We start from the raw sequence: 15,573 nt of genomic DNA on the forward strand, positions 1-15,573 counted from the left end.
CAAAACATACTGTAACCATCTAATAAGTATGTTTTGTTCTAATGGAATCCATTATAAACCTTTGTGTAGCACAAAGGTCAATGCTTTTTTATAGGTATTTGTATTTCGAATAATACTTCATCCCTTTTATCTGTAACACTAATGTCTATTTGATCTATTTGAAGGATATCACCACATATGCTATATCCCTCTTTCTCAATATATGCAATCATTTTCTTTAAATGCACTTCTATATCCCAAATACTCCCTTTCCCATACAAGCAAGCATAAGTCCCTTTCTCTATCTTTTTAATATGCTTTTCATCAATATTTTCTTTATCTTTAATAAAAAGAAACATTACAATTGATTCTTTGTACTTATTCAATGCTATATCTTTTTGTTTTCTAATTGCTCCAAAGCGATTACTTGCAAGTATCGGTGCTATTTCTTTTAATGTATTCTCTAATTCAAGACATGCATAGCTTAAATCAATTTCATTTTTTATAGATTTATCAAATGTAATGATTTCTCTTTCTTCAATTTCTTTAATCACTATACCTTCCAAATCTGATACTTGAGAAATATCTTCTAAGTGTTTTATTTTTTCACTTATATTTTTTTCTAATTCTTGTAATTCATTTATTTTCTTTATAAGTTTATCATGTTTATCCTTTAATATATGAACAGACTGTTTTAAATTTCTATTATTAAAGTACTTCTTAATTTCATCAATACTCATACCTAGTTGGCGAAGCTCTTTAATAGTTCCTAATTGTTCATATTGTAAAATAGAATAGTATCTATATCCAGTTTTAGGATCTACTTTTATAGGCTTAAGTAAACCTATTCGATCATAGTGTCTTAATGTTTCAGTCGTAATATTTCTTAATCTTGCAAATTCACCAATTGATAATTTATCTTTCACTTTTCTCCTCATCTCCTAACTATATATAGTATACTATCATTTTTAATAGCTTTTATTTATAGTTAGTTTTGTTGCATGAAAGCCTTATGCCTTTTTAGCAAATTGAGATTTTAATTTCATTCCTCCAAAACCATCAATTTTGCAATCAATATCATGATCGCCATCAATCAAACGTGGCTTATATTTGTATTGGTATCTCTTTATTAGAGAAAAATATTTTATTTTGTCACTATTTTTTTAAAATAAATCAATTTCACTAATACTGTGAATCATTACATGATATATGGAATTTATACTTTTAAGTCTAGCTACTCTTGGAATATTTTTCTTATTTTGTGTATTTTGTATTTTTTACTTATTTTTTATTTTCTAAATAAATAATTATCACATATATTAAAATTTTTATATTATGCTAACAATTTTCAGCATATTCTACATTTTATTACAATATTGTATGATATATTAGATTTGTATACACAAAGAATAACTTAGATTAGACGGATGCGTATAATTGTGTTGTACCTTTTAATACTAAGAAATTGCATTGTTTGTAGATATAATAATCATAAAATACCAAGGCAGAATTGATAAAAATTTTGGGCAAGCAAATCTTGACAGAAATTTAGATATGGAATAATGAATGTACAAGTAATATGGCTCTTTTTATAGAGAGCCATATTTTTTAAGTAATGGAGGGATCATATGAGAAAAGGATATTTGTTAATAGGTGGTATAGGAATAGCTATTATAGTTTTTGTAATACTTTATACAAATTCTATTTTGGGATCAGACACTGAGCAGGGAAAGAGCGAATTTGGAGAAACAGGCTCTTCTACTGATATAATGACAATAACTACGACTTATTCTAATTCTAATTCAGATTCGAATTGTAATGATGAACTTGAACTTCAAGTGGCTCATATTTACAAAAATATTAATGAAGATCATTCTAATAAGGCCAATCGAATAATTGGAAAGATAGAAGATAAACCTATAACTGCTAAGGAACTAGAATTGAGAGCTTTAAAATTTCAAGCAAACGGATCAAAAAATCCTTATTATGATGCTTGGAATGCAATGAAACTGAATATTGAAGAAGAAAGGTTAGCTAAAAAATATGGAATTGATGTAGAGCAAAATGCAAAAAAAGATACTGAAAATGCAAAAAAAGCATTTTATGCTGATTCTCAAGTAAGGAAAATTTTAGAAAAACAAATTCAAGCATATGGAATAACAGAAGAAAAGTATTGGGAGTTATCCTTCACAAGCACTAAAAGAGTGATTTTACATAATCGTTTATTAGAATACTTGCAAAAGAATCAATTGCCATTGATAAATGTAAATGACATAAAATTTGATATATTCGATAAAGAGTATATAAAAAAAATAGGAAAATAGACAGATATAAAAAAATAATCAAGAAATTAATTGTTTTAAAACTACACTATATAAAGAAAATAATTTTTAAGATTACTTCAACCCATAGTAGTTTTCAAATACACTGTACAGAATTTTTTATACCTTATAATTTAAGTACATTTTTTGAGATAATTCCATCATACTCATTAATATGTTTAAACCTTAAAACCATGATAGAAGATATAAAATATCTTCTTGGATAAATAACTATAGGAACTTTCTGAGTACTATTGGTTATTGGAACAGTTATGATTTTTCATAAACTAATTTTTCGATAGCCTTTTTCCATAAGAAACTCAAAAAGAACCTCTAGATTTATTAATAATTAAAAGTTCTTTCGATATATAACTCTATACACCCTTTATCTATAAGAGATTGTAGTCCTTTTAATGCTCTGTTCATGTAAGTCCCCATTGAAAATAAACAGCATATGGCTCTTTAATAAGGGTACATCAATAATCTTTTTGATTCTTCCTAACTATATAAACATTTACCAAATAATGTTATAGTATAACTTAGATATTACACTAATGGTCAATAGTAAAGTACTTATAATAATGTTTTATAATGGAGGAATGTATAATGAATGATGAATTAATAGTTTTTATCATAACATTAATTTTTTACTATATAGTTAGATATTTTATTGATAGTTCTTTACCACTAATACCAGGAATTAATGGCTATAGGAACATCGATGATGTAATAAGTGGTATTATTCAATTACTTATTTTAGTGATAGGGAGTTTTATAGGTTTTATAATTTTATATATTATGAGATAAAAGAAGCTATTATAGTATATATTAATAATGACAAAATATTAAAACTCAATATATGTAAATTATTAGGAATCCTAATTTCAAAAAGGGTTCCTTTTATTTTTGTAGAATATATTAATATATTGAAATCTTTCAGAAGAGATTGATCTATCTGTTAACTCGAAAAGAAGAAAAACACGTTTCCTTGTTTCTATATATTTTTTACTGTACATCTCTCTTTATACTTTTTATACTTAATATTGTTCCTACAGTAAAGGTTGTAGATAATGTAACAATTCCTAAAGTATAATTAGTATATGTTCTCCCATTTTCATGAGGACTTAATATGGTTGGAACGCTCCAAGGAAACAGTGTGTTAAACGGAGTATTCATTATTATAATACTAAAAGCCATAGCACTTACCCCCAATATAATTGGTGGTATTATACTTTTATTATGAATACCTAAAAATGCCGCTACAGGAATTAATGCATAGTGCATGATAATCATAAATATATATACTTTAGTATAATAGAGTAAAATGTTAAAAGTTAACGGCTCATGCTTTATACTTAATCCTAATAGTAATAATATAATAAACGAAGAAATAATTGTGACAATAATGAGCATTAGAATAACAATAAGTTTGCTAATGAAAAATTGCATCCTACTTATTGGATATGTAAACATAGTATTTATAGTGTTTTCTTGATACTCTCTTGAGTATATAAATCCTGTTAGTAAAGAAAAAAATCCTATCCCAAACAATATATTAATCAACATTATGGCACTAGTAAAGTACTCTTTCCAAACAACTATAGGATACTTTGGATTAAAGGCATAAATAAGAAATATTAGTATGTCTGGTAACAAAGAGCATAAAGGGACACACCATAAAATTTTACATTTCCTTAGCTTAAGAAATTCGGTATTGATTACTGTTAGTAAACTTGCAATTTTACTCATTATCCTTTCCCCCTATCAGTTCAATAAAATAATCTTCAAGACTATCCCTCATTATGGATATTTCTTTAACATCAATATTATTTTGTATTAATATTTTATTGATATCTGAAGTTTCTGTTATCCTTTCATAAATCTTAATAACCCCTTGCTCTGAAACTATATAATCTTTTATATTACATTTCTGCTCTAAAATAACTGTTGTATCTCTATCGTTATTAACCTTTAGTTCTATATAATGTCTATTTTTCTGTTTCAAAGCCTCAGAATTTATCTCTTCTAGTAGCCTCCCTTTATGTATTATACCTACTTTTGTAGCTAATTGCTGTACTTCACTTAAAATGTGACTGGATATAAGTACAGTTATATTTCTCTTTTGTGAAAGTTCTAGTATAAGTTGACGCATTTCTTTTATACCCATAGGATCTAATCCATTTGTTGGTTCATCTAATATCAAAAGTTCAGGATTGTGAATCAATGCTCTTGCTATACCTAGTCTTTGTTTCATTCCTAAAGAGAATTCTTTGGCTTTTCTATTCTTAGCCTCAAGTATTCCTACAGTTTCTAAGGATTCTTCTATGCAGTTTGTACCTGGAATCCCCATAAGCTTTCTATGAATATTTAGATTTTCTACTGCCGTTAAATTTTCATAAAAACCAGGAAATTCTATAATAGATCCAACCCTATCAAAAATATATTTTTTATTTTCGCTTACCTTTTCACCGAATAGCTCAATCTCTCCAGTGGTAGATTTAATTAATCCCATAATCATTCTCATAGTGGTAGTTTTACCTGCACCATTTTGTCCTAAAAATCCATAAATATCACCCTTTTCAATAGTTATATTTACACCATCAACAGCCTTATGATGTTTGTATTTTTTTGTTAGATTATATGTTTTTAATACAGTCTCCATCGTTATCTACTCCTAACATTAATTAATCTTATAGGTTATATACTACTGCAGTATTTTAAAATAATCTTAACAAAAACCTTACAAATACCTTAAATATATAAATAGCCAATATAAAGTTTTTACTTTACATTAGCTATTTATATAAAGGCAATGAAAATGAAAAGGTAGTTTTTTCATTTGGTATGCTATTAACTGAAATTTCTCCTTTTAAGCTCTCTACAAGTTCTTTAACTATTGCAAGGCCTAGTCCACTTCCATATACTCTTTTATTTCTTGAAGGTTCTACAGTATATAATCTATCAAATATGTACGGAATATCTTTCTCTGGGATGCCAACCCCTCCATTCCATACATCTACCCATATCATAGCATTTTCCTCTCTTATTTTTATTCCAATTATTTTTCCTTTTTTTCCATATCTGAGAGCATTGAGTAATAGATTCGATAATATCCTATCAATTAATTTACTATCCCCCCACACAAAAAAATCTTTTTCTGGTATATCTATAACAGGTTCAATACTTTCATTTATAAATTCCCAATAGAATCCTACCAATACTTCTTGAACTGTATTAGTTAAGTTAATTTTTTCTACTTTAATCAATATATCTTCTGATTCTAATTTAGATATCTCAAAAAATTCTTCAAGTAATTTATATAGTTTTTCCGACTTGTCATACGCTATACTCAAGAAATATTGTCGTTCTTCATCACTTAAATTTTTATCTTTATTTAAAGCTTCTAAATATCCTAGAATTGAAGTTAAAGGAGTTCTTATATCATGTGATATATTTGATATCATTTTTTTCCTTGATTCTTCAAGATATTCTTTTTTTTCAACAGTACGCTGAAATTGATCTATTATAGAATTTAAACTGATTCCTAGGTTTTGTATATCTTTAATATGAGAATAAAAACGCAATCTCATATTAAAATTACCATCTTTTATATATTCTAGAGTTCTATTAATTCTATTTATTTGAGTTGAAAAATAAATATTTCTAAATATTGATATGCAACAAATACATATTAAAATAATATAAAAATATATATTCATTATTATACCTCACCTAACTTATAGCCTATCCCCCAAACCGTTTTTATATATTCAGGGCTAGATGAGCTATCTTCAATTTTGTTTCTAAGACGACTTATATGTACCATTACTGTATTTTGATCAGCAATATATTCTTCCCCCCAAACAATGCTTAAAAGTTGACATTTGGTAAATACCTTATTAGGATAAGTCATTAAAAGCTTCAGTATTTCAAATTCTTTTGCAGTGAGAGATATATTTTTTTCTCCCACTTCAACCTCATAAGTATTTAAGTTCAACTTGAGTTTTCCATGTTCTAATATTTCTTTTTGTTTAATTTTATTGTCAAAATATAGGTATCTTCTTAATTGAGCTTTAACTCTTGCAATAACCTCTCCTATCTCAAAAGGTTTTGTAATATAATCATCTGCTCCTAATTCAAGTCCAAATATTTTATCTGTTTGCTCATCTTTTGCAGATAAAATAATAACTGGTATTGTTGCTTTCTCTCTAATCTTTAAAAGAACCTCACCTCCATTAAGAAGTGGTAACATTAAATCTAATATGACTAATTGATATGTGTTATTCTCAAATTTATTTATGGCCTCTATACCATCAAAACTACAGTCAACATTATATCCTTCTTTTCTCAAATAATTTGTAATTAGATAGTTAATTTCTTTGTCATCCTCAACTATTAAAAGATTTGCATTATTCAACATTCTTCATCCTTATCATAATTTATATTTTGCCTAACTTACGATACAGTTTTTAACTACAAAAACTATCCTTAACTTAGTAATATCAATACTTAACTACTTTAATTCTAAAATTCCACCAATATAATATAGGTTTTGATTGCGATAACATCAATGTTATATTTACAATCCACATTATAACATAATTATTAATATCATTGCATATTTCAAGTTCCATCAACTCCCTTTTCCTACCTTAAATTTAAACACAAAAAACTTGCAAAACACTTTCGGTTTTGCAAGTTCAGTCTACAACTTTATTTAACAACTATACTTCTATAACTCTATACACCCTTTATCTATAAGGGATTGAAGTCCTTTTAGTGCTCCAAGCTTAGCATGCTCATAAGTAAGTCCCCCTTGGGTATACTTACTTATATTATTGGTCTTATGTCCATGTTCAAAGCGAATTCATTCTGCTCTTGGATATCTTTCTCCTACCCAATTTGAAGAATTAAATTCATAAAATCAAAAGTGCCTGATGTCCAAAGCTCCAGGCACTTTTAAAATTATAGAATTTGATTATTTACTATTTGTGATTCACTTCTGCGATATAAATCTTTGAATTCATTCTGCCTGCAATATCTATTGCTTCGCCGGCATCATCCACTGATAAAATAAACCTTCTAGATACCACATCCTTACCAATATGCAGTTCCACATTTGGTCTGGATTTGATTGAATCTGTATGAATTGTTTTTATTTCGGCCCAGTCCCACATATTATGAAACTGGACTCCACAGACAGTGTACAGAATATCCACTCCTTCTTGTGAAATCACATGTTTTCTGTCAGAAAAAGTGGCAAGAATCATGATAATTCCAAATGGCAGGTAAAACCAGTTATGATTTACAGCTGCGTTATAAACAGCATAAGCTCCAAAGATGATAACTGCCACCTTTACCCACAGTTTTCGTTCCGGCATGATTCCGTAATATTCCATAGTATCTCCTCTCTTATATTAGCTAGATTTGTTTCTATAGGCTCTTACATAATCCAGCATTTCTTCTTTCTGCAAGCGCTTTCATAGCCTTTTCATGTGCTTCTTCAGGTGCACCAGCAGGTCCATGACCTTTTTTTAGCTTACCAAACATATTAGTTCTTGATCCATCAGCATATAAAATATTTCCACCCCAGCTTACAGTAGCAATAGCATAAATAGGATTGATGATATTCATGAAGCAAAATGGCAAGTATGACAGTGTTGGAACTCCAAGCACTGCTGAATGGTATGCACCGCAAGATGACCAAGGGATAAGTGGTGACCATAAAGTACCACCGTCTTCAAGTGTTCTTGACAGCATGTTCCTACCAAGACCCATTTCGTCAAAGTTATTCTTATACATTGATGAAGGAATGATTAATCCTAAGTACTGGTCGCACATAGTTGTGATACAGAACATTGAAGTCGTAAGGGTAACAAGAACTAACTGGAATGGAGTCTTAACCTTCTTGATAAGTCCACCAAGAAGTGATTCTACTGAACCAATCTTCTGAAGTATACCACCAAAAGCAACCGCAACTATTACAAGATTGTTAGTCCAAAGCATACTATCCATACCACCTCTGTTTACAAGCTTTGTAAACAATGCGTTTTCTGATTCAGCTGCATATCCATAGTGTAACATTTTGATGCAGTCAGAGATTCCAGCACCCTGGAAAATTAAAGCAAATACACATCCAATCAAGGAAAGAAGTACAACTGAAGGAATAGCTGGCATCTTTATTACTGCTACTACTATAATCAGTAAAATAGGAATAAGAAGAATTGGACTCATATATGTATAGTGGTCAATGATTGCAGCTGATAACTCATTTGCAAGAGTAGGGTCATAGTTCTGAACCTCTGAAAGTGAGAAAAATGCAAATATACATGTTGCAATAACTAAACTTGGGAAAGTTGTAGTTACCATAGCTGCTACATGATCAAAAAGTCCAGTCTGTGCAGAACCAGCAGCCAGATTTGTTGAGTCTGAAAGTGGTGAGAATTTATCGCCACAACATGCGCCTGAAAGAATAGCACCTGCAATAAGTGCTGGATTTAGTCCCATTGTTGTACCTATAGCCATAAATGCAATACCAAGAGTTGCTGTTACTGTCCATGCTGATCCAAGTGCAATACCTACAACTGCACAAAGAATTGTTACAAATGGAAGGAATATAGACGGTGTAAATAGCTTCAGCCCATAATAGACTACCGCTGGGATAGTTCCACATGCAGTAAATGAACCAATCAGGCATCCCACAAGAAGAATGATAATGATTGCTTCAAGGGACTGATTAACAGCTTCAAGACCTGCAGCAAGCATTTCCTTGTAGTTGTAGCCGCACAGTTTTCCAATAACCATGGCAACTGCACATGCAAGAGTTACAGGAATATGAGGATCCAGTCCCCAGCCAAGTGCATAGTTTGTGATCATTACTGTCAGAAGAAAAACAATTGGAATAAGAGCTTCCACTTTGTTAGGCAATCTGACTGTTTTGTTTTTTTCACTCATAAAAACACCTCCGAAAATATGATGATTTATCAAATTACAATTCCATCATAATATTCTCTCCGTCAAGGAAGTGTCAATAAATATGAATATTAGTCAATTTTTTTTAATATTTATTTTTGATATTTTTCCCTTTCGATGAAAGCATTAACCTCTTCAGCCCAAGAATATTGAGCCATATATTCGCCATGATAAAGCCTTCTGCCCTCTACACTGTTTTCTACCCATTTAAAGTAGTCACACTGGATACATTCTAAGTTTGACAGTCCAATCTGGCCTCTTTCACTATATATTATTTTTCCACATCCAAGCTGGTTCAACACATCCTGCAAGTCTTTTTTGAGCATCCTGTAGTACGAATCATGACCATCTTCCTCCCATAAAGTTGCAATTACTTCCTTTGAAGTACATCTTGCGCCCTTTCTGTGAACAAGATATGCCAGAAGCTCCTTTGTCTTATCAAATTTAAATTTTGCAGGTTTTCCATCTATACGTATCTCAAAATTTCCAAAGCAGGTTATCTGTATCCTCCGTTCCTCTTCCCCTACTGGATTCTCCTGAGATGAATATCTAAGATTTTCAAGTGCATGACGTATCTGCTCCACATTTGCTGGCTTCATGATATAGTCACTGGCATCCAGTCTAAATGCCTCTCCCATATGATCCGAATAACCAGTCACAAATATGAAGTTAGTCTTAGGGTACAATTTCTTAAGCTCGTTGGCAAACTCTATGCCATTTAATCCCGGCATTTGTATATCAATAAAGCACACATGAAACTGCTGCTGCTTGGCAAGCTCCAGTGACTGAAGAGGATTATTTGCCGTTACAACTTCTGCTTTTTCATCAGCTTCACATATTAATGCTGCAAGATACTCTGCTGCAATTATCTCATCGTCCAATACTAAGTATTTCACGTCGTTCACCACTCTCCAGTCTTACATTTTTTCTTTCTCCCGGAATAATAATTTTTACAGTTGTTCCAATTCCTATAAAACTTGTAATTTCCATTTCTGCCTTAACCATACTTTTGAGTCGTTCATTTACATTATGTATGCCAACATGAGGTTTTCCATCATTTAATGCCTTGTCTATTTCAAAGCCTATTCCATTATCTGCAATTGTTATAATGTGATCTCTCCCCTGCTTTTCTGTAGAAATCTTTATTGTTCCTCCCTCAAGCTTTTTGCATATTCCGTGCTTAACTGCATTTTCCACAATTGGCTGCAACGTCAGGATTGGCATATTAAAATCATCTGATTTTATATCATATTCTACCTTTACCCTATCCCCAAATCTCAGTTTTTCTATATCAAGATAAATATTTGTATGCTCCAGCTCCTGAGAAAAAGGATGTGTGTCATTTTCGCCCATACTATACATATTTTCCCTAAGATATCTGGAAAATTTTATAGTAGTTTCCTCTGCAAGCTTCGGATTTGCTCGGCAAAGTGCAGTGATAGTATTTAATGTATTGTATAAGAAGTGAGGCTGTATCTGTGAAAGCATCAATGATACTCTTTGCTCCCTCAGCTTCATTTCCTTTTCCTCATTTACCTGCTGTGATATATATACATGTATTACAAGGTAATAAAACAAAAATGCTACAGCATAAGTTTCGTTCAATATTCCTGCTCGTACCCCTATTGATTCCATAATATTGGCAGTCATCAGCCAGGCTATACAGAAGAAAGCTCCAAGAGAATTTACATCTGTTTTTCTATAAAATTCCATATTCAATATAAGAAGGAATATAACCCAATATACCCAGTCCGTAACAATAAAGGTATATCCCACAAGTCCAAGTTCAAGGCTTCCATCGGACCCAAAATAAAATACATTATTTTTAAAAAATGCACGGCAGTAAAAAAGGAAATTCACTATGGCGGGAACATAGATTAATTTATTTTTTGGTTCCACCATATTTATGACTGTAGCCATAACCAAAGGTTTTAGAGAGTAATAGGTTATACCTGTTATGATGAGGGGCAATCCCACCATAGCTTGCTCCTTAAGATAATTCATATAGAACTCCGCTATAGACAGAATCAAAAGCAGTGTCATATTTATAACCATTCGTTTTTTTATAGATATATCTACTGCCGATTTCATGGAAACAACAAAATATATACCCACTACTATTGCAATAAGTATATAGTTTTCAACAAGATAATTTTGCAAATATGTCTCTTTCACGTACTTCACCTCATACTATTCAAAAACAATTTAAACTCTGCCTAGCCTTCTTTCAAATCAAGTGAATTTTAATGAAATTACCACTTTTTCGCAAAATGGATATGTCATTTTTTCACTTCCATATAAGCATACAATAACTACCACTAGGAATTTTATTTTTACTTATAATATTACTATATCATGTTTACTTAATCAATATGCACATGATATCCGTCGTTATTTATGGTACGGTTCAACCTATCATATTATAAACTTAAATATATTTACTCAATACTTAACTACTTTCATTCTAATTTTTTACTTCTCATTATAAAAATTAATCTTATTTGCCAAAATTATACTACAACACCTTTAATCCATATTATAACATAACTATTAATATCATTGCATATTTCAAGTTCTCTCAACTCCCTTTTCCTACCTTAAATTTAAACACAAAAAAACTTGCAAAACACTTTTGGTTTTGCAAGTTTCCTTTACAACTTTATTAAACAACTACACTTCTATAACTCTATACATCCTTTATCTATAAGGGATTGTAATCCTTTTAATGCTCCAAACTTAGCATGTTCATAAGTAAGTCCACCTTGAAAATAAACAGCATATGGTTCTTTGATAGGAGCATCTGCACTAAGCTCTATAGATGATCCTTGGACAAAAGCTCCTGCTGCCATAATCACAGGACTATCATATCCTGGCATATTCCAAGGAACAGGAGTTACAAATCCATCTACTGGAGCTGCTCCTTGTATTCCTTCACAAAATGCAACTACAGCTTCTGGACTTCTAAGCTTGATAGCTTGTATAATATCACTTCTTTTTTCATCAAAACTTGGAGATACTTCATATCCTAAATGGTCAAATAATTTTGCGCAAAATATTGCTCCCTTTATAGCTTCACTTACAACGTGAGGAGCTAAAAATAATCCTTGGAACATACTTCTTGTCATTCCAAATGTCAGTCCACATTCTTTTCCAATTCCAGGAGATGTCATACGATAAGAAATCATTTCAATCAAATCTTTTCTTCCTACAATATATCCTCCTGTAAGAGCCAATCCTCCACCTGGATTTTTAATTAAAGATCCTGCTAGAATATCTACCCCTACCTCTGTAGGCTCTATAGTATCTAAAAATTCTCCATAGCAATTGTCTACCATACAAATAATATTTGGATTGATTTTTTTTGCTACTTCTACAACTTTTTTCATATCCTCTATTTGTACAGCTTTTCTAAAGCTATATCCAGTAGATCTTTGCATATATACCATCTTTGTTTTAGGGGTAATACTTTGTTTCATCTTTTCTATATCTATACTTCCATCTTCTAAAAATCCAATCTCTTTATATGTAACACCAAATTCTTTTAAAGAACCATTGTAGTCTCCTCTGATTCCTATTACTTCTTCTAATGTATCATAAGGTCTTCCTGTAACAGAGAGCATCTCATCATTTGGTCTTAATATTCCTGTTAAACACAAAGTAAGTGCATGAGTTCCATTTACAATAGTAGGTCGTACTATAGCATCTTCTGCTTTAAAAAGTGCTGCATATACTTCCTCTATTTTTTCTCTTCCAGGATCATTGTATCCATATCCTGTATTCCATTGAAAGTGCATATCGCTCACTCTCATATCCTGCATAACCTTTAGAACTTTATATTGATTGAGTTCTCTGATATCATTAATTTTTTCAAATTGATCTTTCACTTCTTCTTCTATCTTTTGTGCTAGATCTACTACTTTTTCACTAATGTTCATGTGTTTTTTCAAAAATTCTTTTGTATAAATTCCCATAAATTCACCTTCTCCTTAGTTGTCCTTTTGTATTGTAACATATTCCATCTATTCAATCAATTTCATCATATTCTGCTTTTTTTATCTTTAAAGGAGCATATAAAATACCTTTTTCATATCCTTCTTTGATCCCTACCCTTCTCCCTATAGCATAGCCTAATAAAAATATTATTAAAAATATCATTACGTATAGTAGATAATTCATTTTAGTTCACCTGCCTTTAAAGGCTTTGTAATTTTTATATATATCCACTCAGTACATAAATAGCTTAGTAATATGATAAATATCTTTAATGGATCTAATAATATAAGTCCTATTCCTAAAATAAAACATGTAAGCAAAACCTCTATTTTTCCAAATTCATTTGCAAAATTTTTATAACCATATTTATGATCATATTCTTGATCACATAAATCATCTATCAATTGAATCAAAAGGACACTAAAAAAAGAAGTTATAGTAAATAAAAAGGAAAATAATAAGCTATTGATCAAAAATAAAAATATATTTTCTTGATAAGCTTTTAATCTTGTAGGTAAAAAATGATTCAAATCATGAAACATGCCAACCATATAAGCTGAGCTTAATAAAGTCACTGAATAATGAGTATTGAACCCTGTAGCCAATGAAAAAATAATAAGTCCATAAGAAAGGATAGCCCCTGTATGTATATCTTTTAATTCTTCATCTATCACATCATCTAATAATTTAATGACTACTCCACATAAGATACATGCCCCTATTTTTGTAAAAGTATTATAACCTACGACAAACATAGCTTTTTACCTCCCTAAATCCCTCTTTCGTAAGGGCTGAGATAGGGATAACATAGTGATTGATAAATTTCCTTTGAAATTTTATGATTTCATCTTTTCTATCTAATAAATCTATTTTATTTCCTAAAATTACATATCCCCCTTGAGTCATTCCATACTTTGCCAACTGTTCATCTACCTCTTCAATATGATCATCTGTAAGATCAAATACATGAAAAATCACATGACTATTTTGGATTTGTTCTAAAGTTTGAGCCATGGCTCTTCTAATCTGTATATCTTTATGAATTCCATCTGTAAACCCACTACTATCCATCATAATGATTTCTTTTTTTCCCTTTATCATGTGAATTTCAAGCTTTATAGATTGTAAACATTGGGTTTTATATGGAATAGGAGATGATAAGATTTTTTTTGCTTCCTCTAGGTCATATTCTTTTGTGTCCACCTTATGATTTATCTTTGTATGTTCAATTTTTACTTTTTTAAGTCCTATATATTCTGCAAAGTTTAGTAAAAATAAAGTTTTGCCAGCATTGGGTTTTCCAATGATCAAGCATGTTTTCATCCATCATCCTCCTCGGTGATATCTTCTCTTTTTAAAATCATTAAATCTTCTCTAGAAAAAGTTTTAGATTTTTTAAGCCTTACTGCTTGCTTTCTTATGGCTCTTTCTACTATATTCCTTACAAGTCTTGCATTTCCACTATTTAAAGAATCTTCTACTCTTTTTTGAGAAATAATTTTAGATATTTTGGCTTTTGCAGTCATAGATAATTCATATTGTCTTTTTTGAACCATAATTTCTCCGATCTGTAGTAGTTCTTCCAAAGTATAGTCTGGAAAATCTATATGAATAGGAAATCTAGATTTAAGCCCTGGATTGACTTTTAAAAATCTATCCATTTCTTCTTTATATCCTGCAAGAATTAATATAAAATCATCCTTATGGTCCTCCATTCCTTTTACCAATGCATCTACTGCCTCTTTTCCAAAATCTTTTTCTCCTCCCCTTGCTAAAGAATATGCTTCATCAATAAACAAAATACCTCCTAAAGCTTTCCTGATGTGATCTCTGACCTTTACTGCTGTATGACCTATATATTCTCCTACCAAATCGGCTCTTTCTACTTCTATCATATGTCCTTTTTCTAAAACCCCCATAGTAGAAAATATTTTTCCCAGTAATCTTGCTACTGTAGTTTTCCCAGTCCCAGGATTTCCTTTAAAAATCATATGTAATACTAAGGAATTTGCTGATAAACCTTCTTCTTTTCTCTTTTTTTGAATATAGATATAAGCCTGCAATTCTTTTGTGAGTTTTTTCACCTTATCTAATCCTATCAAGCTATCTAATTCCTTCATTAAAGCTTCTAATTCTTTTTCATCTTCTTTGTCATCTTGTTGTTGTATCATTTTTTGAATGGCATATTCTGTTGGAATCTTTCCTTCTTCTAAAAGCTCAAATACATGGGAATATTCTTTATTATGCATTTTATCACCCCAAAACTAATTACTATAACACTATATGCTCAAAATAGAAAAAAGAGTAA

16 protein-coding genes and 1 pseudogene are annotated in these 15,573 nt (G+C 30.5%); 2 read left to right on the top strand and 15 right to left on the bottom strand.

The features are described from left to right. Positions 1–77 precede the first annotated feature (77 nt). A complete protein-coding gene (locus BN2409_RS14235) occupies positions 78–905 on the bottom strand; it encodes a MerR family transcriptional regulator (RefSeq protein ID WP_053957275.1) in 828 nt (275 codons plus the stop codon). Between the two features lie 84 nt (positions 906–989). Further along, positions 990–1,085, bottom strand: a pseudogene (locus BN2409_RS16990) (PhnA domain-containing protein); the annotation flags it as partial. 522 nt (positions 1,086–1,607) lie between these two features. Here BN2409_RS16990 and BN2409_RS14240 point away from each other — a divergent pair. Together BN2409_RS14240 and BN2409_RS14245 are read left to right on the top strand one after the other, a co-directional pair. Continuing rightward, entirely contained in the window at positions 1,608–2,303 is a 696-nt protein-coding gene (locus BN2409_RS14240; RefSeq protein ID WP_053957276.1) for a hypothetical protein, read from the top strand. 603 nt (positions 2,304–2,906) lie between these two features. After that, on the top strand, positions 2,907–3,107 hold the full coding sequence (locus tag BN2409_RS14245; RefSeq protein WP_053957277.1) for a hypothetical protein: 201 nt from the start codon (positions 2,907–2,909) through the stop codon (positions 3,105–3,107). 198 nt (positions 3,108–3,305) lie between these two features. On the opposite strand, the gene BN2409_RS14250 is transcribed toward BN2409_RS14245, so the two are convergent. The 13 genes from BN2409_RS14250 to spoVK all read right to left on the bottom strand — a co-directional run bounded on the left by BN2409_RS14250 (position 3,306) and on the right by spoVK (position 15,514). Beyond that, entirely contained in the window at positions 3,306–4,049 is a 744-nt protein-coding gene (locus BN2409_RS14250) for an ABC transporter permease (protein WP_053957278.1), read from the bottom strand. Continuing rightward, positions 4,042–4,962, bottom strand: coding sequence for an ABC transporter ATP-binding protein (locus BN2409_RS14255; RefSeq protein WP_053957279.1), 921 nt, complete (start codon positions 4,960–4,962; stop codon positions 4,042–4,044). Before BN2409_RS14255 ends, BN2409_RS14250 begins: the two co-directional genes overlap by 8 nt. Positions 4,963–5,095: 133 nt before the next feature. Then, complete coding sequence (locus BN2409_RS14260) at positions 5,096–5,764, bottom strand: sensor histidine kinase (protein ID WP_199873045.1); 669 nt, start codon at positions 5,762–5,764, stop codon at positions 5,096–5,098. A 257-nt stretch (positions 5,765–6,021) separates the two neighbouring features. Further along, positions 6,022–6,720 (bottom strand): response regulator transcription factor, encoded by a 699-nt coding sequence (locus BN2409_RS14265; protein ID WP_053957281.1) that lies wholly within the window; start codon positions 6,718–6,720, stop codon positions 6,022–6,024. A 565-nt stretch (positions 6,721–7,285) separates the two neighbouring features. Next, on the bottom strand, positions 7,286–7,699 hold the full coding sequence (locus BN2409_RS14270; protein WP_053957282.1) for a hypothetical protein: 414 nt from the start codon (positions 7,697–7,699) through the stop codon (positions 7,286–7,288). 34 nt (positions 7,700–7,733) lie between these two features. After that, positions 7,734–9,254 carry a Na+/H+ antiporter NhaC gene (nhaC, locus tag BN2409_RS14275; RefSeq protein ID WP_053957283.1) on the bottom strand — a complete coding sequence of 507 codons (1,521 nt, stop codon included), beginning with the start codon at positions 9,252–9,254 and terminating at the stop codon, positions 7,734–7,736. Positions 9,255–9,364: 110 nt separating this feature from the next. Continuing rightward, positions 9,365–10,153 (bottom strand): response regulator, encoded by a 789-nt coding sequence (locus tag BN2409_RS14280; protein ID WP_199873046.1) that lies wholly within the window; start codon positions 10,151–10,153, stop codon positions 9,365–9,367. Further along, positions 10,143–11,447 carry a sensor histidine kinase gene (locus tag BN2409_RS14285; RefSeq protein WP_053957285.1) on the bottom strand — a complete coding sequence of 435 codons (1,305 nt, stop codon included), beginning with the start codon at positions 11,445–11,447 and terminating at the stop codon, positions 10,143–10,145. Before BN2409_RS14285 ends, BN2409_RS14280 begins: the two co-directional genes overlap by 11 nt. Before the next feature lie 503 nt (positions 11,448–11,950). After that, a complete protein-coding gene (locus BN2409_RS14290) occupies positions 11,951–13,243 on the bottom strand; it encodes a methionine gamma-lyase family protein (protein WP_053957286.1) in 1,293 nt (430 codons plus the stop codon). Positions 13,244–13,295: 52 nt separating this feature from the next. After that, positions 13,296–13,448 carry a hypothetical protein gene (locus tag BN2409_RS17350; protein ID WP_199873047.1) on the bottom strand — a complete coding sequence of 51 codons (153 nt, stop codon included), beginning with the start codon at positions 13,446–13,448 and terminating at the stop codon, positions 13,296–13,298. After that, positions 13,445–14,020 carry a UbiA prenyltransferase family protein gene (locus tag BN2409_RS14295; protein WP_053957287.1) on the bottom strand — a complete coding sequence of 192 codons (576 nt, stop codon included), beginning with the start codon at positions 14,018–14,020 and terminating at the stop codon, positions 13,445–13,447. The genes BN2409_RS17350 and BN2409_RS14295 overlap by 4 nt, the downstream gene beginning before the upstream one ends. After that, a complete protein-coding gene (locus BN2409_RS14300) occupies positions 14,001–14,588 on the bottom strand; it encodes a GTPase domain-containing protein (RefSeq protein ID WP_053957288.1) in 588 nt (195 codons plus the stop codon). Before BN2409_RS14300 ends, BN2409_RS14295 begins: the two co-directional genes overlap by 20 nt. After that, complete coding sequence (gene spoVK, locus BN2409_RS14305; protein ID WP_199873048.1) at positions 14,585–15,514, bottom strand: stage V sporulation protein K; 930 nt, start codon at positions 15,512–15,514, stop codon at positions 14,585–14,587. Before spoVK ends, BN2409_RS14300 begins: the two co-directional genes overlap by 4 nt. Positions 15,515–15,573 lie beyond the last annotated feature (59 nt).

Origin of the sequence: Inediibacterium massiliense (assembly GCF_001282725.1) — a bacterium.
GTDB classification, from domain to species: domain Bacteria; phylum Bacillota; class Clostridia; order Peptostreptococcales; family Thermotaleaceae; genus Anaerophilus; species Anaerophilus massiliensis.